Annotated in this window: 19 protein-coding genes; 6 read left to right on the top strand and 13 right to left on the bottom strand. The window is 62.9% G+C overall.

Annotated elements, in window-relative coordinates:
* The first annotated feature begins 112 nt into the window (after positions 1 to 112).
* Positions 113 to 736: a GNAT family N-acetyltransferase gene (locus PCS43_RS21630; protein WP_063314764.1), complete on the top strand. Its 624-nt coding sequence runs from the start codon at positions 113 to 115 to the stop codon at positions 734 to 736.
* On the opposite strand, the gene PCS43_RS21625 is transcribed toward PCS43_RS21630, so the two are convergent.
* Positions 634 to 1,737 carry a PLP-dependent cysteine synthase family protein gene (locus PCS43_RS21625; RefSeq protein WP_063314765.1) on the bottom strand — a complete coding sequence of 368 codons (1,104 nt, stop codon included), beginning with the start codon at positions 1,735 to 1,737 and terminating at the stop codon, positions 634 to 636. The genes PCS43_RS21630 and PCS43_RS21625 overlap by 103 nt on opposite strands.
* A complete protein-coding gene (locus PCS43_RS21620) occupies positions 1,734 to 2,120 on the bottom strand; it encodes a DUF4229 domain-containing protein (RefSeq protein ID WP_030535490.1) in 387 nt (128 codons plus the stop codon). The genes PCS43_RS21625 and PCS43_RS21620 overlap by 4 nt, the downstream gene beginning before the upstream one ends.
* 291 nt (positions 2,121 to 2,411) lie before the next feature.
* Between PCS43_RS21620 and PCS43_RS21615 the strand changes: the two genes are divergently transcribed.
* Together PCS43_RS21615 and PCS43_RS21610 are read left to right on the top strand one after the other, a co-directional pair.
* On the top strand, positions 2,412 to 2,624 hold the full coding sequence (locus tag PCS43_RS21615) for a BldC family transcriptional regulator (RefSeq protein ID WP_003942029.1): 213 nt from the start codon (positions 2,412 to 2,414) through the stop codon (positions 2,622 to 2,624).
* A gap of 165 nt (positions 2,625 to 2,789) precedes the next feature.
* Positions 2,790 to 2,996 (top strand): hypothetical protein, encoded by a 207-nt coding sequence (locus PCS43_RS21610; RefSeq protein WP_003941996.1) that lies wholly within the window; start codon positions 2,790 to 2,792, stop codon positions 2,994 to 2,996.
* 25 nt (positions 2,997 to 3,021) lie between these two features.
* On the opposite strand, the gene PCS43_RS21605 is transcribed toward PCS43_RS21610, so the two are convergent.
* The 7 genes from PCS43_RS21605 to hemL form a co-directional block, all read right to left on the bottom strand.
* On the bottom strand, positions 3,022 to 4,683 hold the full coding sequence (locus PCS43_RS21605) for a MinD/ParA family ATP-binding protein (protein WP_209908011.1): 1,662 nt from the start codon (positions 4,681 to 4,683) through the stop codon (positions 3,022 to 3,024).
* A gap of 143 nt (positions 4,684 to 4,826) precedes the next feature.
* Positions 4,827 to 5,789, bottom strand: coding sequence for a c-type cytochrome biogenesis protein CcsB (gene ccsB / locus PCS43_RS21600; protein WP_047268895.1), 963 nt, complete (start codon positions 5,787 to 5,789; stop codon positions 4,827 to 4,829).
* Entirely contained in the window at positions 5,786 to 7,450 is a 1,665-nt protein-coding gene (gene resB / locus PCS43_RS21595) for a cytochrome c biogenesis protein ResB (RefSeq protein ID WP_042453041.1), read from the bottom strand. The genes ccsB and resB overlap by 4 nt, the downstream gene beginning before the upstream one ends.
* Positions 7,447 to 8,295 carry a cytochrome c biogenesis CcdA family protein gene (locus PCS43_RS21590; protein ID WP_007735278.1) on the bottom strand — a complete coding sequence of 283 codons (849 nt, stop codon included), beginning with the start codon at positions 8,293 to 8,295 and terminating at the stop codon, positions 7,447 to 7,449. The genes resB and PCS43_RS21590 overlap by 4 nt, the downstream gene beginning before the upstream one ends.
* A gap of 2 nt (positions 8,296 to 8,297) precedes the next feature.
* Positions 8,298 to 8,903, bottom strand: a complete 606-nt coding sequence (locus tag PCS43_RS21585; RefSeq protein WP_007735280.1) for a TlpA disulfide reductase family protein — start codon at positions 8,901 to 8,903, stop codon at positions 8,298 to 8,300.
* On the bottom strand, positions 8,900 to 9,559 hold the full coding sequence (locus PCS43_RS21580) for a histidine phosphatase family protein (protein ID WP_003941868.1): 660 nt from the start codon (positions 9,557 to 9,559) through the stop codon (positions 8,900 to 8,902). The genes PCS43_RS21585 and PCS43_RS21580 overlap by 4 nt, the downstream gene beginning before the upstream one ends.
* A gap of 66 nt (positions 9,560 to 9,625) precedes the next feature.
* Positions 9,626 to 10,951: a glutamate-1-semialdehyde 2,1-aminomutase gene (hemL, locus tag PCS43_RS21575; RefSeq protein WP_037129903.1), complete on the bottom strand. Its 1,326-nt coding sequence runs from the start codon at positions 10,949 to 10,951 to the stop codon at positions 9,626 to 9,628.
* 110 nt (positions 10,952 to 11,061) lie between these two features.
* Between hemL and PCS43_RS21570 the strand changes: the two genes are divergently transcribed.
* On the top strand, positions 11,062 to 11,409 hold the full coding sequence (locus tag PCS43_RS21570; RefSeq protein ID WP_007735283.1) for a hypothetical protein: 348 nt from the start codon (positions 11,062 to 11,064) through the stop codon (positions 11,407 to 11,409).
* A gap of 59 nt (positions 11,410 to 11,468) precedes the next feature.
* Positions 11,469 to 13,400, top strand: coding sequence for an acyl-CoA dehydrogenase family protein (locus PCS43_RS21565; RefSeq protein WP_209908007.1), 1,932 nt, complete (start codon positions 11,469 to 11,471; stop codon positions 13,398 to 13,400).
* Between the two features lie 40 nt (positions 13,401 to 13,440).
* Here PCS43_RS21565 and PCS43_RS21560 read toward each other — a convergent pair whose 3' ends face one another.
* The gene (locus PCS43_RS21560) at positions 13,441 to 14,457 is read right to left on the bottom strand and encodes an ABC transporter permease (RefSeq protein WP_064113985.1); all 1,017 of its coding nucleotides are present in this window, start codon (positions 14,455 to 14,457) and stop codon (positions 13,441 to 13,443) included.
* A 131-nt stretch (positions 14,458 to 14,588) separates the two neighbouring features.
* Here PCS43_RS21560 and PCS43_RS21555 point away from each other — a divergent pair, with 131 nt between their 5' ends.
* Positions 14,589 to 15,149 (top strand): TetR/AcrR family transcriptional regulator, encoded by a 561-nt coding sequence (locus tag PCS43_RS21555; RefSeq protein ID WP_003941925.1) that lies wholly within the window; start codon positions 14,589 to 14,591, stop codon positions 15,147 to 15,149.
* Here the strand turns inward: PCS43_RS21555 and PCS43_RS21550 are convergent.
* From PCS43_RS21550 to PCS43_RS21540, 3 genes are read right to left on the bottom strand one after another with little or no spacing between them, the layout of a single operon-like run.
* Entirely contained in the window at positions 15,140 to 16,015 is an 876-nt protein-coding gene (locus PCS43_RS21550; RefSeq protein ID WP_270923119.1) for a TIGR03619 family F420-dependent LLM class oxidoreductase, read from the bottom strand. The genes PCS43_RS21555 and PCS43_RS21550 overlap by 10 nt on opposite strands.
* The gene (locus tag PCS43_RS21545) at positions 16,012 to 17,670 is read right to left on the bottom strand and encodes an ABC transporter substrate-binding protein (RefSeq protein WP_064113987.1); all 1,659 of its coding nucleotides are present in this window, start codon (positions 17,668 to 17,670) and stop codon (positions 16,012 to 16,014) included. The genes PCS43_RS21550 and PCS43_RS21545 overlap by 4 nt, the downstream gene beginning before the upstream one ends.
* Positions 17,671 to 17,694: 24 nt before the next feature.
* The gene (locus tag PCS43_RS21540; RefSeq protein ID WP_007735293.1) at positions 17,695 to 18,756 is read right to left on the bottom strand and encodes a DUF1214 domain-containing protein; all 1,062 of its coding nucleotides are present in this window, start codon (positions 18,754 to 18,756) and stop codon (positions 17,695 to 17,697) included.
* Between the last annotated feature and the right edge of the window lie 74 nt (positions 18,757 to 18,830).

Genomic DNA, 18,830 nt, shown 5'->3' with positions numbered 1-18,830 from the left:
CGCTGGAGAAGTGCCCCTTGACCAAACGATACACAACCTACGGTTGCGTAGGTTTGCGTTACAGAAGGCGTAGCGCTGGGAGAAACTCCACTCTCGAGGTAAAACGGTTTCTGTGATCCGCTCGGCCATATCCACCGACCTACCCGCACTGCAACAGATCGAGATCGCCGCGGGCGAACCGTTCCGAGACATCGGGATGGACGCCATCGCAGACGATCCACCGCCGACGCTCGACGAGTTGAACGATTTTCTCGCAGCCGAGCACATCTGGGTTCAGACCGACGCAAACGACGTACCCGTTGCGTACGCGCTCGTCGAGATCGTGGACGGCGGTGCGCATATCGAACAGGTCTCCGTTCACCCCGATCATGCCCGCAAAGGCCTCGGAGCTCAGCTGATCGACGCCGTCACCGAATGGGCGGCGGACCATCACCACGATCTCGTGACTCTGACGACGTTCGTCGACGTTCCGTGGAACGCGCCGTACTACGAGCGACTCGGGTTCGTGCGTCTGGCCGAGAACACGCTCTCTCCCGGCCTGATACGCATCAGAACGGACGAGCAGTCGTCCGGGCTGGACGCCTGGCCGCGGGTGACGATGAGCCGCCCGTCACACGGTCCGGCGCCGGCGATTCAGGAACTGGCCGTCCACGCACCCGAACGGACGAACTCGTCCAGCACTGCCGTCGGACCGAGCAGGTCGATCCCTTCCGACGCCACCCATTCGTCGTTGTAGTACGTCCCCGAGTAACGCTCTCCGCCGTCGCACAGGAGGGTGACGACGCTGCCGCTGCGCCCGGCCGCCATCATTTCGGCAATCAACGCAAAAGCTCCCCACAGGTTCGTCCCCGTCGAGCCGCCCACTTTGCGCCCCAGGGCCGCGCTGGCGTGCCGTGCGGCCGCGATCGAGCCTGCGTCCGGCACCTTGATCATTCGGTCGACCACCTGACCGACAAACGACGGTTCGACGCGCGGACGGCCGATGCCCTCGATCCGGGAACCTCGAGTACCGACGATCGACGGATCGCTCGCTCGCCACGCGTCGAAAAACACGGAGTGCTCCGGGTCCACCACGCACAGCCCCGTGTCGAATTTCCGGTAACGAAGAAAGCGGCCGATCGTGGCACCGGTTCCGCCCGTCCCGGCTCCGACGACCACCCAGTCGGGAATCGGATGTTCCTCGTGTTCGAGCTGAGTGAAGATCGATTCGGCGATGTTGTTGTTTCCGCGCCAATCCGTCGCGCGCTCGGCGTGGGTGAACTGGTCCATGTAGTGACCGTTCAACTCACTCGCGAGCCGATGCGATTCCGAGTAGATCGACGACGGATCGCTCACGAAATGACAACGTCCCCCCTGCGCCTCGATCAACGCGATCTTGGCGGGACTCGTGCTCGCGGGCATCACCGCGACAAAATCCAGGCCCAGCAACTTCGCGAAATACGCCTCGCTGACAGCCGTCGATCCGGACGACGCTTCGATGACAGTGGTCTCTTCGGTAACCCAGCCGTTGCAGATCGCGTAGAGGAAAAGCGACCGTGCGAGTCGATGCTTGAGACTCCCCGTGATGTGGGTCGACTCGTCCTTCAGATAAAGCTGGACGGTCCAGTTACTCGGCAGCGGATAGCGCAGCAGGTGAGTGTCCGCGCTGCGTTGCGCGTCGGCTTCGATCAACCGCACCGCGTTGTCGACCCACTGGCGTGAGGTCCGACGGTCGACGTCGAGCGACCCCGTGGTCACCGCCCGTCTCCGCGCAGCTTGGAGCGAAGATCGTCACGATCGGACCGACGCTGGGCGTCGACCGCCGCAATGCCCGCATTAACACGCTTGCGCAGTTTCGCGAAGAGCAGCAACGACAGCGGCAGCGCGATCAGAACTGCGAACAGCGCCGCGACGATCAAGGGAACGTCCGTGCCGGCGAGCTTTCCGCCACCGATGATGACGGCACCGATCACGACGACAAGCAGCAGCCGAGCGACCGAGTACAGCACCACGTCGCGGGCTAGTTGACCCTTGGTCACCGGCCCGGAAGCCGACTTTGCTTGCCCAGAGTTTGCGGAAGGTTTACTGGCCTTGACCGGCTCAGAAGGAACATTTTCGGGGTTTTCAGACAACTGACTCACCCTCTCAGGTTACCCATTCCGAATACGGGTGGGACCGAGCCCGCTATATCCATTTTGTCCTTTACTTAAACATTACATTTTCTTGAAAGATCGACTACCCGGCTATATCTGTGCAAACATTGCGCTACCACTCAGAAAACGGTCGAATGTGAGCGAAGGACTTCGAAACAAACTCGACGCAGGTTTTTGGCAACTGGTCGACACACCGGTTCGGAACCAAAGTTCGGAATCACTGCTCGGTTCGGAATCACTGTTCGTCAAACGTTCGACATCAACATGGAGGACCTCACAATGAGCGCACCAACCTTCAATACCGCCGCAGACGCACTCATGACGCCCGGACAGGTAGCGGCATTGTTTCATGTCGATCCCAAGACCGTGACCCGCTGGGCACACGCAGGACGACTGGGCTCGCTTCGCACGCCAGGAGGACATCGTCGATTCCGTGAGACCGAGGTCATGCAGCTTCTGCGCTCGCTGACCACCGAAGCAGACAACAACTGAGCAAACTCGGCTCACTTCGAAGCACTTTGCAGTACCCGACAGATCTTGCAGTACCCGACAGATACAGCACTAGCGCACTGAGCCGAAACGCTTGTCCGCACCACTTCTGGTGAAGCGGGGCGGAGACTGAGTAGGCTCGACTTCAGTTCCCTGAGGAGGTGCGCCGTGTTGTATCTGTTGGCGTTGGTGGGTTTGGTGACATTGATCGTTCTGATGTGGAAGGCATTCGGGCCCGATCCGTCGACGCGCACCCCGGTGAGCGGTGTACGCGGGCCGGATGACGATCCCGAATTCCTGTGGAATGTGAACCAGCAAACACGACGCAAGCGCACGGAAGGTCCGGACGTACCGCCGACTGACGCGTCGACGTAGCGTCCGGGCTCGCCCGGCTATCCGATTACCGCCCCGTCAACGCGAACGGGGAGGCCGGAAAGTCCTGCGCAACCACCGCAGCCAACTCCAGCACCGCTTCCCGAGTACCTGGACGCAGCCGGTCCAGATCGATTTCGGCGCCCTCTTCCAAATGCGGATCGAACGGAATCAGTTTCACCGCTCGACAGCGCTGCTCGAAGTGCTCGACGACCCGCGGCAGATCAACCTTGCCCGAGCGAGGCCGTACCGCGTTGATGACAGCTACGGACGTGGCGACCAGCCTGCTGTAACCGTGAGCGTCGAGCCAGTCAAGTGTTGCGGAGGCGCTACGTGCACCGTCGACGGAACCGGAACTGACGACGATCAACGAATCTGCACCTTCGAGAATGGCCTGCATCGCCGAGTGCATCAATCCGGTGCCGCAATCGGTCAGAACTATGCTGTAGAACTTCTCGAGCATGTCGACCGTGCGCGTGTAGTCCCCACCGCTGAAGGCCTCTGAAACTGCTGGATCGCTGTCGGAGGCAAGCACTTCGAGCCGGTGTCGATTTTGCGATGTGTAGCCACGGACGTCGCTGTACTTCTCGATGCTGTTCTCGTCGCGCAGCAGGTTTCGCACTGTTGCCGGAGTTTCGAGCGGGATCTTCTGGCTCAGCGTTCCCCGGTCGGGGTTTGCATCGACAGCGACGACGCGATCGCCGCGGATCGAGCCGAACATCGACCCCAGTGTCGCTGTGGTCGTGGTCTTTCCGACGCCGCCTTTGAGACTGAGCACCGCAACCTTGTAGCAGCCCTGCAGCGGCTGGTTGATCTGGCGCGTCAACTCGACGAGGTGCTGCTCCTTTGCACCGTTTCCGAGGTTCACCGATCGGCCGGACAACGTGTACAGCGCCTTGCGCCAGCCGCCCACCGGCGCAGGCCGGACAGGCCGCTTGACGAGGAGCGCAGCCGAGAGATCTTGCGCAGTCATCGGGAGAGCGGACTCGAAGCGACTGTCCGGAGCCGAGGTGAGTCCGGTCTGCGGCATCGGAGCGCGAGTAGGTGGCACTGTCGGCGGGGCCATCGGCACGGCCTGACCATTCTGGAGGGTGTGGCCGTTCGGCACCGGCGCAGCGCCGGGATGACCGAACTGCCGAATCGCGGGATTGGGCGGATGGACGCCGGGCGAAAAAGGTGCCTGCGGTTGCTGGAGCGGTCTCGCGGATGAATGCGCCGTCGGGCCGGGCTGCGAATTCTGAACAGGATGCAGGTTCTGAACAGGCTGCGAGTTCCGAACAGGCTGCGAATTCTGAACAGGCTGCGGAACGCCAGTTCGTGAATCCGGAAGCGACCCTCCACGATTCGTAGGTTCGTAGGTCTGCATCGGCATCGCAGGCGAGGTCGAGAACTGGCCGTTGATCGGGCCTGGCTGCGCTGCCGGATACTGGATGACCGGAGTCTTGGGACCTGGTACCGGAGCCGCTGGGGTCGTCGTCGGCGGCGGAGCGGCGGGTGCACTGGGCGCCTGGCCGGCGACTTGCTGGAGCGGCCCGGAGTCGACCGGGGCCACGAAGAGACTACGAACGTCGCTGGGAACCGAGTCCGATGACGGCTCGGGCGCGGATGCGCGCGGCTCGCGCCGCGTCGGCTCGGCAGGGCGCACCGGCTCCCACAATCCTGCTCCGGCGTCTTCAATCTTGTCGGCCATCTCGCCGCTCCCCCTCGTCGATCCCACAGCTACCAGACAGCTAGTAATTCGCCAAGCTGCATCGTAACTGTTGCCCGCCCCTGACGTACCTACCGGTAATACCTACAGACCGGTCGGCAGCCACCCACGGTACCTCGAGAGGATCAGGTGAGTCCCGCGTAGGAGTGCAAGCCGGAGACGACCATGTTGATGATGAAGAGATTGAACAGCATCGCAACAAAACCGGCGATGTTGATCCAGGCGGCCTTCGTCTCCCGCCACCCGGAGGTTGCCCTCGCATGCAGGTAGGCCGCGTAGATCACCCAGGCGATGAAGGACATCGTCTCCTTCGGATCCCAACCCCAGAAGCGTCCCCACGCAGCTTCCGCCCAGATGGCACCGAGGATGACGCCGGCGCCGAACAGCGGAAACGCGATGATCGTGCTCTTGTACGCCAAGCGGTCGAGAGTCTGGGCATCCGGCAGTCGCTCTGCGATCCGGCCACCGATGCTCGTGCCTTCCTCACCGGGCGGGAACTTCAGTCGCAGCAGGAACAGAAGGCTCGCGATACCGCCGATCATGAAGATTCCGGAGCCGACGCTGACGATCGTCACGTGAATCGGAAGCCAGTACGAGCGTAGCGCCGGCACCACGGGAGCCGCGTCGGCGTAGAGGACCGTGCCGGCGAGGAACATCAAGATCAGAACCGGCACCAGCAAGAAGACCCACATCGGACGGTACGCCGGCTTGATCAACAGGACGTGCCCGACCAGCAACGACGCCGCACACGCCATCGCCACGAATTCGTACATGTTGCCGAGCGGGAATCGTTCCGTCGCAAATCCGCGGAGCACGATCGACGCGATGATCAGCACCGTTCCGACGACCAGGACAGCTCGGCCCATTCCGCCGAATCGTTCCGAGAGCGACTTGCTCGGAGTCTCCGCGACCCTGCCAGGCACGGATGCGTCGACACCGCCGGCGGAGACCAGTTCCTTGTCCTGAACCGCCTTTGCTCTGGCCGACGCGTACTGCACGATGAGCAGCACAAACGCCAGCACGAGCACGGTGAAGGCGGACTTGAAGGCCCAGTCGCTGTACTGCGCGAGTGTCTCGTTCGTTGTCATCGGGCGTTCTCCTGCGCGTGCGGTTGGTTCACCGCGGTGGTCGGATTGCTTTTCAGCAAGCGGTCGGCGAGGCGGTCGAACTCGTCGCCCCAGCCTGCGTGGTCGGTGCGGGCAAGCCCACCAAGTTCTACTACAGTACGTCGTTCGTCATCTGGATAGATACGTGCCCAGACGCGGCGACGCTTGATCACGAGCGAGACGAGTAGGCCCGCCATCATGGTCAACGCCGAAACCAACACCCACACCTGAGCGGGATCGTGGGAGACCTGCAGGTTCACGAAGTCGACGGCACCATCGAATCGCACCTGGGTTCCATCGGCAAGCGTCGCGCTCTCCCCCGGAAACAGATTGACTCGATCCTGCTTGACCAGTCGGCCCTGATTGATCAGTTCGGTGTTGAGTTCGAACAGCGATTGCGGGTTACCGGTATCGAGTCCGGTGTCGCCCTTGTAGATGTCGATGGCGACTGCCGGATCGTTCATCGCCGGGTAACTCGACGACAGCAGGTTGCCGTGGAACAGCGCGGTGGGCGCGAACAATCCTTCGATGGCAATCTGATTCTTCCGACGCTCGTCCGCATCGGGATACATGCCGCCCGGCGGGTCGAAGCGCATCGCGCCACTGCTCAGGAACGTCGTGGCGTCGTCCGGACGCCACTGGAGCGTCTCGGTGCGGGTCTCACCGTTCGGGAACGTGACGGTGAATGTCGGCGCATATCCGTGTCCCTGCAGGTACACACGATCGCCGGCGATCCGCAGTGGGTGGTTCACCTGGATGGTCGTGTCCCGCCAGGTATCGGACTCGAGGTCGTCGCCTGCCTGGTACGAGATGTCCGAGGTGAACATCTCGGCCTGACCGGTCTCGAGGTAGTCGGCCTGGAAATTCTTCACACGTACACACAGCGGGGTCATGCCGGTGCCGTCGAGGCTCAGACCGGCGACGAAGGAGTCGAACACTGCCGGCGAGGTCGTGCAGAACCCGGGGCCGTCGTTGGCGATGACGATGCGATTGCCCTCGTAGCCGAACAACTTGCCCGCGGCGATCGCGATCAACAATCCGACCAGCGAGAGGTGGAACACGAGGTTGCCGAACTCGCGGAGGTATCCCTTCTCCGCCGAGATGGTGATCTCGCCTTCGCGTCGTGATTTCGAATCGCCGCGACGCGTTTCGACGCGCCACCCGCGCAGTTCTTTCGACACCCGGGCAGCAAGTTCGTCGGGAGTCTCGCCGTCCACGACGCTCGTGGTGTGGTGCGGCAGGCGAGCAAGATTGCGCGGCGCATTCACCGGACGGGTGCGCAGCGCCTTCGCGTGCTCCACGCAACGCGGCAGGATGCAGCCGACCAGCGAGATGAAGAGCAATGCGTAGATCGCGGTGAACCAGAAACTGCTGAACACGTCGAACAATTCGAGGCGGTCCATCCACGGACCGAGCGTCGGACGCGCGGCGATGTAGTCGGTGACCTTGCCCTCGTTGAGGGTTCGCTGTGGCAGCAGGGCGCCGGGGATCGCAGCGAGCGCGAGGAGGAACAGCAGTACCAGCGCGGTCCGCATCGAGGTGAGCCCGCGCCAGGTGTTGCGCCCGAGTGCAACGACTCGACCGATCACCGACTGCTTCGGCAGCACGGGTTTCGGGTGGTCGTTATTGTCGTCAGCTGTCATATCGGCAGCGTCACCTCCGAGATAAATGCGTCGCGAACCCAGCCGACGAACTGGTCCCACGCGCCGGTGACGAGGGCGATCCCCACTGCCACCAACATGATTCCGCCGAAAATTTGAATGGTGCGTGCATTACGACGCAACCAGCCGACGCCGGTCAGCGCGCGCGCGGATCCCAGCGCCAAGATGATGAACGGCAGGCCGAGTCCGATGCAGTACGCGACGATCAACGTGACACCACGCGCGGCCGTCATCCCGTCGGTTCCCGCCGCTACGGACATCACGCCTGCCAATGTCGGACCGAGGCACGGCGTCCAGCCCAGAGCGAACACTCCCCCGAGCAGCGGCGCACCCACCAGTGACGACACGCGACGCGGTTCGAAACGAACGTCCTTCTGCAGCGCCGGAATCAGCCCGATGAAGACGAGACCCATTGCGATGGTGACGACACCGCCCACTCGCATCAGGACCTCGCGGTTGACGAGCAGCGTGGAGATCACGCCGAATACCGACGCGGTCGCGAGGACGAACACAACGGTGAAGCCCGCGACGAACAGTCCGGCCGCACCGGCCACCCTCAGTCGACTGCTCCGGGTGATCGTCCGCGTCTTCGCTTCTTCGGCGGTGATCGCGGGAGCGTCGGCACCGACGACGCCGGCCAGGTAGGACAGGTAGCCGGGAACGAGCGGCACGACGCACGGTGAAGCGAACGACACCAGACCGGCGAGCACACAGGCGCCGAGGGCGAGCAGAAGCGGACCGGACGACGCCGCGTTCTGAAACGCTTCGCCCACACCGGCACTCAGTGTGTCGCTGCCGGCCAGCAGCGTAGTGGTCGTGGTTGTCATCTTTACTGCGCGTCTTCCTGAGCTACTCGCTGGACGACGGGCAGCAAATCCTCGGCGAGAAGTTCTTGGAGGAACACCGCGGCGACGCGATGCTGGCGGTCCAGGACGATCGTCGTCGGAATGACCGACGTGGGGTAGCCGTCACCGAGGGCGATCAGCGAACGCATCGACGGGTCGTAGATCGACGGGTACGAGACCTTGTTGTCGACCACGAAGTCCTGCGCTTTGTTCTTGGTGTCGTCGCGGACGTTGATGCCGAGGAACTGCACGCCCGAATCCTTGGTCTGCTCGTAGACCTGTTCCAGGTCGTCGGCTTCGGCGCGGCACGGTCCGCACCACTGACCCCAGACGTTGAGAACGACGACCTTGCCCTCGAAGTCCTCGACACCGACCTTCTGACCTTCGTTCATCAGATCGGGCCCGGAGAGCTTGCCGATGGTGCCTCGGTCGGACGGCGGATCGTAGAAGATCTTGGTTTGTCCGCCCGGTGAGACGAAGTCGAAAGTTCCGCCCTGTGCGACGGCGTCGTCGCCGGTCGCGCAGGACGAGAGAAGAAGCATCGCCGACGCAGCGGCTGCGAATGCTGCGGCGATGCGGCGCGAAATCATGCTCCTGTCACTCTCGGGTCGGAGGCGCCGGCAGGTTCGGAGTAGACGATGTCGACCAGGGTGTCGCCTTCGTAGACCAGTGAAGTCAACGAGGCCAGTCCACACTGACGGTGACGGGGGTCGTGCCAGAGACGCTCGCCCTGCAGGAATCGACGCAGTGTCCAGACCGGGAGCTGATGGCTGACGACGACGGCTTCGTGTCCGACTGCCGCGACGCGTGCGGCATTGACGGCTGCGAGCATGCGATGCGCGATCTGCAGGTAGGGCTCGCCCCAGGACGGGGTGAACGGGTCACGCAGTTTCCACCAGTGACGCGGACGCGAGAGCGCACCGTCCCCGACGGCAACCTTGAGACCCTCGAACTCGTTGCCTGCCTCGATCAGGTTTTCGTCCGTGACGATGTCGAGCTTGTGTGCCTCGGCGATCGGAGTCGCGGTCTCTTGCGCCCGCTGCAGCGGCGACGCGACCACGTGGGTGATGTCGTGATCGGCGAGCACCGACGCGACCGCACGAGCCTGAGCTTCGCCCGCCACCGACAACCGGAAGCCCGGGAGCCGTCCGTAGAGGATCCCGCGCGGGTTGTGTACTTCGCCGTGGCGCAGGACGTGGACGATGGTGCGGGTGGACGTGTGGTCGGGGTGATCGGCGTCGGTCACAGTCGAGGGTCCTCGCTGAAGATGATGGATGTCGGAAGCGTGCGGGTGTTCTGGAATGGGAACTGGTCAGGGCTTGACGGCAGCAGCTGCGGCCTTGGCTGCGTGCGGCATGGCGTCGGCGATGATCGAGAAGGCTCGATCGTCGAGTGCTGCGGAGACGAACCACGCTTCGAACGCGCTCGGCGGCGGGTACACGCCGCGGGAGAGCAGTGCGTGGAAGAAGGCGGGGAATCGCCAGGTCTGCGCGGCTTTGGCTTCGTCGTAGTTGGTCACCGTGTTCTCGGTGAAGAACACGCTCACCAAGGTGCCTGCGTACTGCACTCGGTGTTCGACGCCTTCGGCGGTGAGTGCTTGGGTCATGAGGTCGCCGAGGGCGGTCGCGTTCCGGCCGAGCTTGGCGTACACCTCGGCGTCGGCGGCGCGCAGGCTCGCGAGTCCGGCGGCGACGGCTACGGGGTTACCCGAGAGGGTGCCTGCCTGGTAGACGGGACCGTCCGGTGCGAGGTGGCCCATGATGTCGGCGCGGCCGCCGAATGCTGCGGCGGGCAGTCCGCCGCTCATGACCTTGCCGAAGGTGTAGAGGTCGCCTGCGACGTTGTCGATGCCGTACCAACCCGAGGCACTGACGCGGAATCCGGTCATCACCTCGTCCATGATCAGGAGTGCGCCGTGCTCACGGGTGAGACGACGCAGTCCCTCGTTGAAACCGGGAAGCGGTGCGACGGCGCCCATGTTTCCGGCGGCAGCTTCGGTGATGACACACGCGATGGCGCCGGGATTGGCCGCGAAGGCCGCGGCCACCGCGTCGAGATCGTTGTAGCGCACGACGATGGTGTCTTCTGCTTGAGCGCCGGTCACGCCGGGAGAGGTCGGCAGCCCGAACGTCGCGAGGCCGGATCCGGCGTCGGCGAGAAGGGCGTCGACGTGGCCGTGGTAGCAACCGGAGAACTTGACGATCTTGGTCCGCCCGGTGAATCCGCGGGCGAGGCGGACTGCGCTCATCGTGGCTTCGGTTCCGGAGTTGACCAGGCGAACCTTTTCCACGGGCGCGACGCGGGCGACGATTTCCTCGGCGAGAGCGACTTCGCCTTCGGTCGGCGCACCGAAGGAGAGACCTCCGAGCGCGGCTTCGCGAACGGCTTCGACGACTGCCGGGTGAGCGTGCCCGAGAATCATCGGACCCCAGGACGACACCAGGTCGACGTAGTTGTTTCCGTCGACGTCGGTGAGGGTGTAGCCGGATGCTTCGCGAATGAATCGCGGTGTTCCGCCGACCGAACCGAACGCGCGGACGGGCGAGTTGACGCCACCCGGAATCACGTTGCCGGCACGTTCGAAGAGCCGAGCGGAGTTCGTTGCATGCACGTCGGGATCACCGGAAGACACAGTCACGGCTTCCAGTGTCCCAGTTCTGTCGAATCTGACAACGACAGGGTGTAGGACTTCGGTGCTCGAGGCGAGTTTTCCGGTCGAACCGGGCCCCGCGTGAGACGATTCCGGGCATGAAGCGACTGTTGACGACGCTGATGGTCTCGGCTGCGATTCTTCTCACATCGTGTGGTTCGGACGCTTCGAACGACGACAAGGCGACAGTTTCGTCGCCGCCGAGCGCCACCGACTCGGCTCGAACCACCGCGGCGACGAGCACCGACCCCGCGTTTCTCGGCGGGTGTTCGGCGGTGTCCGTCTACGTTCAGCAGCGTGTTCAGAGCGGCGACACGTCGACCCAGACGGCGGGCGCCGACTTCCTGAAGATCGTCGAGAACGACCCTTCGTACCAGGCTATGTCCGAGAGCGAGAAGGAACTCTTCCGCCAAGGAATCGAAGCGGGTGCCGCGGGCTCCTGCTGAATGTGAGGTTGGGATCGAACCGGGTTGCCCGCGGTGCGCTACGCGCTATCGTCGGTTCCATGGCCACCACAGCGGACCACCTCAGGACAACACTCGACGGACGCTGGCGGGAGGTGCGTGAGCGCGTTCGCGGCGAATTGAACGACGAACGTTTTGCTCCGCACTACACACCCAACACCGCCATTGCGCGCTCCAAGGCTCTCGAACAGATGCGGGTCCTCGCCGATCTCGGGTACGCCGCAAACGGTTTCGCCGTCTCTCACGGCGGAACGGGCGACGCGGGTGGCGCCGTCACCAGCATCGAGATGCTCGCGATGTCCGACCTCTCACTGATGGTCAAGGCCGGCGTCCAGTGGGGTCTGTTCGGCGGCGCCATCGAAAACCTCGGCACCGAGCGTCACCACCAGGCGTACGTCAAGCCGCTGATCGATCTGGACCTGCTCGGTTGCTTTGCGATGACCGAGACCGGTCACGGCAGCGACGTCCAGGAACTCGAAACCACGGCGACCTACGACGTCGAGACGGGCGAGTTCGTCGTCAACTCCCCCACTCCGTCCTCTCGCAAGGACTACATCGGCGGCGCTGCCCAGCACGCCACCGTCGCAGCGGTGTTCGCACAGCTGATCACCGGAGGCGAAAGTCAGGGCGTCCACTGCTTTGTCGTGCCGATTCGTGACGACGCCGGCAACGACCTCCCCGGCGTCACGACGTCCGACTGCGGGCTCAAGGGTGGACTGCCCGGAGTCGACAACGGCCGCATCGTCTTCGACCAGGTCCGCATCCCGCGTGAGAATCTACTCAACCGTTACGCCGACGTCGCCGAGGACGGCACGTACAGCTCGGCGATCGAGAACCCGAACCGTCGTTTCTTCACGATGGTCGGCACACTGGTTCGTGGACGTGTCACCGTCGGTGGTTCCGCGGCAGCGGCCGCCCGCGTCGGATTGGCCATCGCCGGTCGATACGCCCTGCAGCGCAGGCAGTTCAGTGCTCCGAAGAGTGACGACGAAGTCCTGATCATGGACTACCTCGTCCACCAGAAGCGTCTGCTGCCGTTGATCGCCCGCTCGTACGCTCTGCAGTTCGCACAGAACGAACTCGTCGCCGCGATGCACGACATCCAGAGCAGCGACGACCCGGATCCGCAGGAGCAGCGCGAACTCGAAGGTCGCGCCGCCGGACTCAAGGCCGCCAACACCTGGCATGCCACTCGGGCCATCCAGGAGGCACGCGAAGCCTGCGGCGGCGCAGGCTATCTCGCCGAGAACCGCCTCACCGCACTCAAGGCGGACACCGACGTCTTCACCACGTTCGAGGGTGACAACCACGTTCTGACGCAGTTGGTCGCAAAAGAACTCCTCACCTCCTACGCCGACGAAGTCCGCGGCATGAGCCCGGTCGACTGGATGCGCTTCGCCGCTACGACGGTCTCCGACGTGGTCAAGAAACGCACGGCAGCGCAGCAGATCCTGCAGACGATCGTCGACACTCGCCAGGACAACGAAGAGGACGGCAGCCTCTTCAATCGCGGCACCCAGATGAAGATGTTCGAAGACCGCGAAGAGTACCTACTCGCCACTGCGGCAAGGCGATTGCAGGCAGCGCAGAAGCGCGAGGAGAACCCGTTCGACGCGTTCAACTTCGTGCAGGACCACGTGCTCAAAGCCGCTCAGGCGCACATCGAGCGCGTCATCCTGGAAGCATTCGTCGCCGGCATCGACTCGTGTGAGGACGAGACCGCGAAGGAACTCTTCGGCGAGGTGTGCGATCTCTACGCACTGTCCGTGATCGAAGAGGACAAGGCCTGGTTCATGGAGCACCGGCATCTGTCGGTGGAGCGTTCGAAGGCCGTGACGCGCGGAATCAACGAGCGTTGCCGCACCCTGCGCCCCCACGTCGAGACACTGATCGACGGGTTCGGCATTCCGGACATCCTGCTGGGGTCCGCGATGCTCGACGGACCGGGCACCGACGCGGTACGGCTGAATTAAAGGGTTCGGGTGGGGTCGGCAATCGCCGGCCCCACCACGCTCAGTGCGCTGCTGCCTTTTTCGACTGGCGAGAGGCGAGCAGTCCGGTCAGGCCGAGTGCCGCGACCAGCCAGATCCCCAGAACGAGCAGGTGCGGTCCGGCGCCGTTGCCACTGAAGTAGATGACGGAGCGGATGGGCTCCATGGCTGCCGATCCGAGCCAGAACGAATGGATGTGCTGCCAGAATCCCGGCAGGAACGACACCGGAATGGCACCACCCGAACTCGGGAAGTTGATGAAAACGAGCACCGTCAGCACCGCGAAGATCGCGGCTTGGCCGAGCAGTCGATTGAGCAGGATGCTCACCGCACCGACGGTGAACGTGTAAACGATCGAGATTCCCAGCAGTTGCAGGATCTGGCCGAACGACGCCCCGAAGGCGTGCATGAAGATGCTGGTGATGCCGAAGGCTATGAGCGGGGTGAGTATCGCCGCACCGGCCAGGATCGAATACTGCTCTCGCAACCGCATTCTCGGCGCAACCTGACTGAGCACCGTGATGGTCAGGTAGCCACCGAGGGTGCAGACGATCAGGAAGTAGAAGAGTCCGACAGTCGAGGAGTCGCGCGCCGTGACAGGCGCCGAGTCGATCACCGTGACCTGCTGCCCCGTCTGCTCCGCAACCGAATGCGCCAAGCTGCTCACCACGGAAACCGTCGAGGCGCCCGCGCCGGTGGCGATATGTGCGGTCACGGTGTCACCGATCTCGATGGCGCCGATCGCATCGCGGTTGTCGATCCGAGAGAGTGCGTCGGCGGCGTTGGCTGTGGCAACGATGTCGAACTTGTCACCCGACGAAGCCTGGATTCCGTCGATCAGCGGGGCCGTGACGGACGGCGACCCGACCACCACGATCGGCGCCTGATTCGGCGTCGGCGAATGGAAGGCGCTGACGTAGCACAGGCAGAACATGATGACGAAGAACAACGGAAATGCGAGTCCACTGCCCACCATCTTCCAATTGGTCGGCGGATCGACAACTTCTTCGCTGGGTACTCGGACGTCGGTATCTGTCATATTCCACGCTCTCTTCACTAACCGCATCTAGCTGTCAACACCGTTGACAGACTCAACAGTCAACACCGTTGACACGTTATAGTCAACGCCGTTGACAACGCGGTCGGCGAGCGAGCACAGAGGTCGATGTCGTGACACCCACGAGGCACACGCCAGAGCAGGAGCAACCCTCGACATCCGAGGCGATTCGCGCGGCGGCGTTCCAACTGTTCGGCGAGCACGGGTTCGGCGGCACGTCAGTTCGCGCCATCGCCAAAGTTGCCGGAATCGATCCGGCCCTGGTCATCCGGCATTTCGGGTCCAAAGAAGCACTGTTCCTGGAAACCACGCCGGTTGCGGACTACTTCGAAGGCCAGTTCGACGGCCCACTCGACACCCTCGGTGAGCGAATCGCCGCCTTCGTCCTGGGCAAGGCCGACGCCCGGATGCTGTCGGTGTACACAGCGCTCATGCGAGCATCGGACAGTCCACGCATCCGGGAGCGACTCCGAGACATGACCGGAGTATTCGCCACCAATCTCGCCGCTCGTCTAGACGGCGAAGACGCGTACACCCGCGCACTCCTGGTCTCCGCCCAGGTGTCCGGGCTGTTGAGCGTCCTCAGCGACGAAAGTATCCCCCAGTCCGCAGATCGCGACGAGTTGGCAAAACTCTACGGCCGGGCGATGCAGACGCTGATCGATCAGTACTGAGCGATGACCTCCTCGGCAAACCGCCGAACGGAGTCGAGTCGTCCCTGACGATCACCGGCGTCAACTCCGTAGTGATACCAGGGCAAAACTCTGATTTCCGTGACTCCGAGAGTCTCGAGTTCGCGATATCCGTCCAGATCACGAACATCCGTCGGCGAGACGTTGACGCCGAAAGGAACATCGGCACGACCGTACTCGACCCGCAATTCCGTGAGACGATCGATGGCGCAGGCTAATTCGGCTTTGGTCGTGTTCACCGACATCCAACCGTCAGCCAGCCTGGCTGCACGACGCAACCCCGGTTCGCTGTGCCCACCGATGTAGATCGGAACCGGAATCTCCGGAGCAGGACTGATCATCAGAGCGTCGAAATCGTAGTGCTTGCCGTGGTATTCGACCCATTCCGGCCCACGTCCCGCACACACCGCCTTGATGATCTCGATGGCTTCGTCGGTACGCGCGCCGCGGGTGCGCATCTCGGTACCGGTGAAGGTGAATTCCTCGGGAATCCAGGACAAACCGACGCCGAGAGCGACGCGGTTCCTCGACATCACGGCCATGGTCGCGACCTGCTTGGCAGTCAACAGCGGATCGCGCAGTGGAAGTTTGAACACGTTGGTGTAGAACTGAATTCGCGATGTGACGGCCGCCATCGCCGCCATGGCAATGAACGGATCAGGCATCGGCGTCTCGGGCGCCCACATCCGCTTCCCGTCAGCAGTGTACGGGTACGGCGCCGACACCTGCTCCGGATAGAACACGGAATCCGGCATCGCGATTCCGTCGAACCCCACCTCTTCGGCGACCTGCGCCAACTCGCACAGTTCCAGGGCGTCGATCATCGCACCGACCAAGGACCACTTCATCGTTCCACCGTTTCGCCGTTGGGCGAGATCCAAGCGCCGCCCAAGAACATGATGTCGGTGATGTTGCGTACGACGCCGTGAACATTGCCGTCCCATGCGGTCAACACCGACGCCGGCCCCCAGATCACGTAAGGCACAGTCGCGTTGGCGTACTCCTGCACCTTGCTGATCGCCTCACGGACAGCATCGTCCGTCGATGCCGTCTGCACAGCTGTGATCATCGCGTCCATCTCCGGGTCCGCGAAGCCGGACGGGTTGTTCTTCGAATCACTGGCCATACTGTTGTACAAATTGAGGTACGGCGCTTCTTCTCCGACCGGAGCGCCACCTCTGGTCATGTCGAAATCGTGGTCCTTGTATACCCGTCGAACCAGATCGGTCACATCGGTCGCGTAGTCGATGGTGACGTCGAAACCGATCGCGTTCAGCGACGCCTGAACCGTCAGTGCCGTCGCCTGTTGGCTCGGCTCCGAGGTGGTGAGGTAGCGGAGTTTCCCGTCGTACCCGTCGGACTTCGCTTGATCGAGCAGCGCCTTTGCCTTCACCTGATCGAACGGAATGCCTGCTGTGTTGTTGTACCAACGTGACGTCTGGGGGACCAGTTCGGAACTGGCGGTGCCCAATCCGTTGTTCGCCCGGGTATTGACCGCCGCCGGATCCACCCCGTAGGCGATCGCCTGACGGACGCGAACATCGGCCCCGGGCTTGCCCTCACGGTTGTTGATCGTGCCGATCCCGTTCTGTCCGGTCGGACTGAGGTAACCCGAGTATCCGTCGTCGAGAGCTTGTTCGATCACGGCCTCGTCGCGGAGGATGTACGTCATGTCGATCTGGCCGCTCTTCAACGATTCGTACTGAGACTGCGCACCCGACGTGGGAACAAACCGCACTGTGTCCAGTGGAGGTTTACCGCCCTGATAATCCGTGCGTGCGGCGAGTACCAGTTCTTCGTGCGGGGCGAACTTGGCCAAGGTGAACGGACCCGCCCCGATCGGTGTGAACGCTCCCTCCCCGGTTCCTGGAACCGACCCTGCCTCTCCCCCTGAACTTCGCGCAACGATCATTCCGGGCCCGAGCGACAACAGCGCCAGGAATTGACGCCAGGGCCGCTCGAGCACGAATTCGACTGTGGTGGCGTCGGGCGTCTCGATCCGATCCACGATGTTGAGCCAGGTCTGCGATACATCACCCTTGCCTGCCACGAATCGATCGATACTCCACTTCACCGCTTCCGCGTCGAGCGGACTTCCGTCGCTGAAGGTGAGGCCATCAGCCAAAGTGACGGTGTACGAGGTGAAGTCGCTGTTGTTCGACAGTGTCTTCGCGAGTTGTGGCACGAAGCTCCCGTTTGTGGAGTCGCTGCGTACCAGCGTGTCGTAAATCGCGGCCATTTCGGTTCCGCCGGTCGAACCGGCGGCTTGCGTTCTCGTGGGGTCCAACGAGGAAGGGAACGAATAGGACCCGAAGGTGAGAACACCGCCGTCGATCCGCTCCCCCACATCTGGGGCGCCCACAAAACCAGCTGCGCCACTACTGCTCGGTGAAGCCGATCCCGAGTTGTCCCCACTGCTCGACGCGCAACCGGCCAACATCAATGCACCGGCAAGCCCGAGCGCGACAAAGCGAGGGCCGAACCTAATCTTCCTGGTGTACATACGTTCCCAATCTCCGTCAGCGTGTCAGATCTTGACTACCTTCGACGTCGGGATCGGGTGCGAGTCCGCCTTGATCCAGCGCAGCGCCCATGTCCCCTCGGCATGCGAATCGGTGTCGATCCAGTTGCCATAACCCGGATCCTTCGCCGCCACGACGATTGTCATGGTGCCGTCGTCGTTGAGCTTCGCGGTGTGATTGTTGATGTAGATGTTCGTGCGGTTGTAGTCGAGGGACTCGACCCAGAAGTTCTGCAGCACGAAGTTGAAGTACTCGCAGTTCGGAACCTCGGTCTCGATGACCCACGCCTCGTCCTCGGCGAGCTTCCAGTAACCGTGGAAGTAGAAGATCGTCGGATCGCCGCCGGCATCCTGGAAGTAGTCCTGTCCCCAGTCGAAGATCTCGTTGGTGTGCGGCTGGAATTTGCGCGACCATTCCAGGAAGGTCTCCGCCATCCCCTTCACGATCCCGACGGACTTGGTGAGGCGCTCGCCGATCTCTTCCGGAGTCAACGGGACGAACTCCCCGTCCGGGTTCAGGCATTCGATGGTCAGATCACCGACAACCTCGTTGCGTCGATCCTGGTGAGTTTGCCGAACGGAGATGAGGTTGCTGTCGGGCGCCAAAGGCAGCCAAGCGCCCTCATCGGGCTTGTCGACGCTCGCGATGAACTCGAAACGGCCGTTCTCGTCGACCTCGAGGTCGTGGATATGCAGATCGCCGGTCTGCAGCATGGTGCCGTCGATGTGGTACCGATTTACGCGCGAGCCGAAGGTGATCAGGGGGACGGTGCCTCGGGTGCCGATGATCCGGTAGTTGTACTTACCGGAAATGTTGGCGCGCATGTAGACGTTGTCCGGGTTGTCGGCACCGATCTTCGTCATCATGTTCGGGTTCGGAGCCGACGAGAACTGCGGCCACCGCGGATCGGTGTACTCGACACAGTTGATCGTGCCGTACCGAAGCAACCGACTCAGGTAGCGGACGCCCTCGGCTTGAGTCAGCGGATCCTGAGGGACGATCTCGTCTTCCAGGACCTTTCCGACCTCGAGCAGATCTGCGCAGAACTTTTCCCAAACAGCATTCATGTGAATCTCCTTGTTTCGGTTGGGGCTTCGCCCTGTGCGCCTTTTTGGTAGTCGGCACTACCAAAAAGGCGCAC

The organism is Rhodococcus sp. C-2 (genome assembly GCF_027854095.1).
GTDB lineage: Bacteria > Actinomycetota > Actinomycetes > Mycobacteriales > Mycobacteriaceae > Rhodococcus_F > Rhodococcus_F qingshengii.
The sequence above is the reverse complement of the archived record's forward strand: the minus strand, read 5'-3'. Positions and strand labels throughout refer to the sequence as shown.

Coding starts and splice junctions, on each gene's coding strand:
- PCS43_RS21615 (WP_003942029.1), top strand. CDS start 2,412: ATGAGCGCACCAACCTTCAATACCGCCGCAGACGCACTCATGACGCCC.
- PCS43_RS21605 (WP_209908011.1), bottom strand. CDS start 4,683: ATGGCCGACAAGATTGAAGACGCCGGAGCAGGATTGTGGGAGCCGGTG.
- ccsB (WP_047268895.1), bottom strand. CDS start 5,789: ATGACAACGAACGAGACACTCGCGCAGTACAGCGACTGGGCCTTCAAG.
- resB (WP_042453041.1), bottom strand. CDS start 7,450: ATGACAGCTGACGACAATAACGACCACCCGAAACCCGTGCTGCCGAAG.
- PCS43_RS21590 (WP_007735278.1), bottom strand. CDS start 8,295: ATGACAACCACGACCACTACGCTGCTGGCCGGCAGCGACACACTGAGT.
- PCS43_RS21585 (WP_007735280.1), bottom strand. CDS start 8,903: ATGATTTCGCGCCGCATCGCCGCAGCATTCGCAGCCGCTGCGTCGGCG.
- PCS43_RS21570 (WP_007735283.1), top strand. CDS start 11,062: ATGAAGCGACTGTTGACGACGCTGATGGTCTCGGCTGCGATTCTTCTC.
- PCS43_RS21565 (WP_209908007.1), top strand. CDS start 11,469: ATGGCCACCACAGCGGACCACCTCAGGACAACACTCGACGGACGCTGG.
- PCS43_RS21560 (WP_064113985.1), bottom strand. CDS start 14,457: ATGACAGATACCGACGTCCGAGTACCCAGCGAAGAAGTTGTCGATCCG.
- PCS43_RS21550 (WP_270923119.1), bottom strand. CDS start 16,015: ATGAAGTGGTCCTTGGTCGGTGCGATGATCGACGCCCTGGAACTGTGC.
- PCS43_RS21545 (WP_064113987.1), bottom strand. CDS start 17,670: ATGTACACCAGGAAGATTAGGTTCGGCCCTCGCTTTGTCGCGCTCGGG.
- PCS43_RS21540 (WP_007735293.1), bottom strand. CDS start 18,756: ATGAATGCTGTTTGGGAAAAGTTCTGCGCAGATCTGCTCGAGGTCGGA.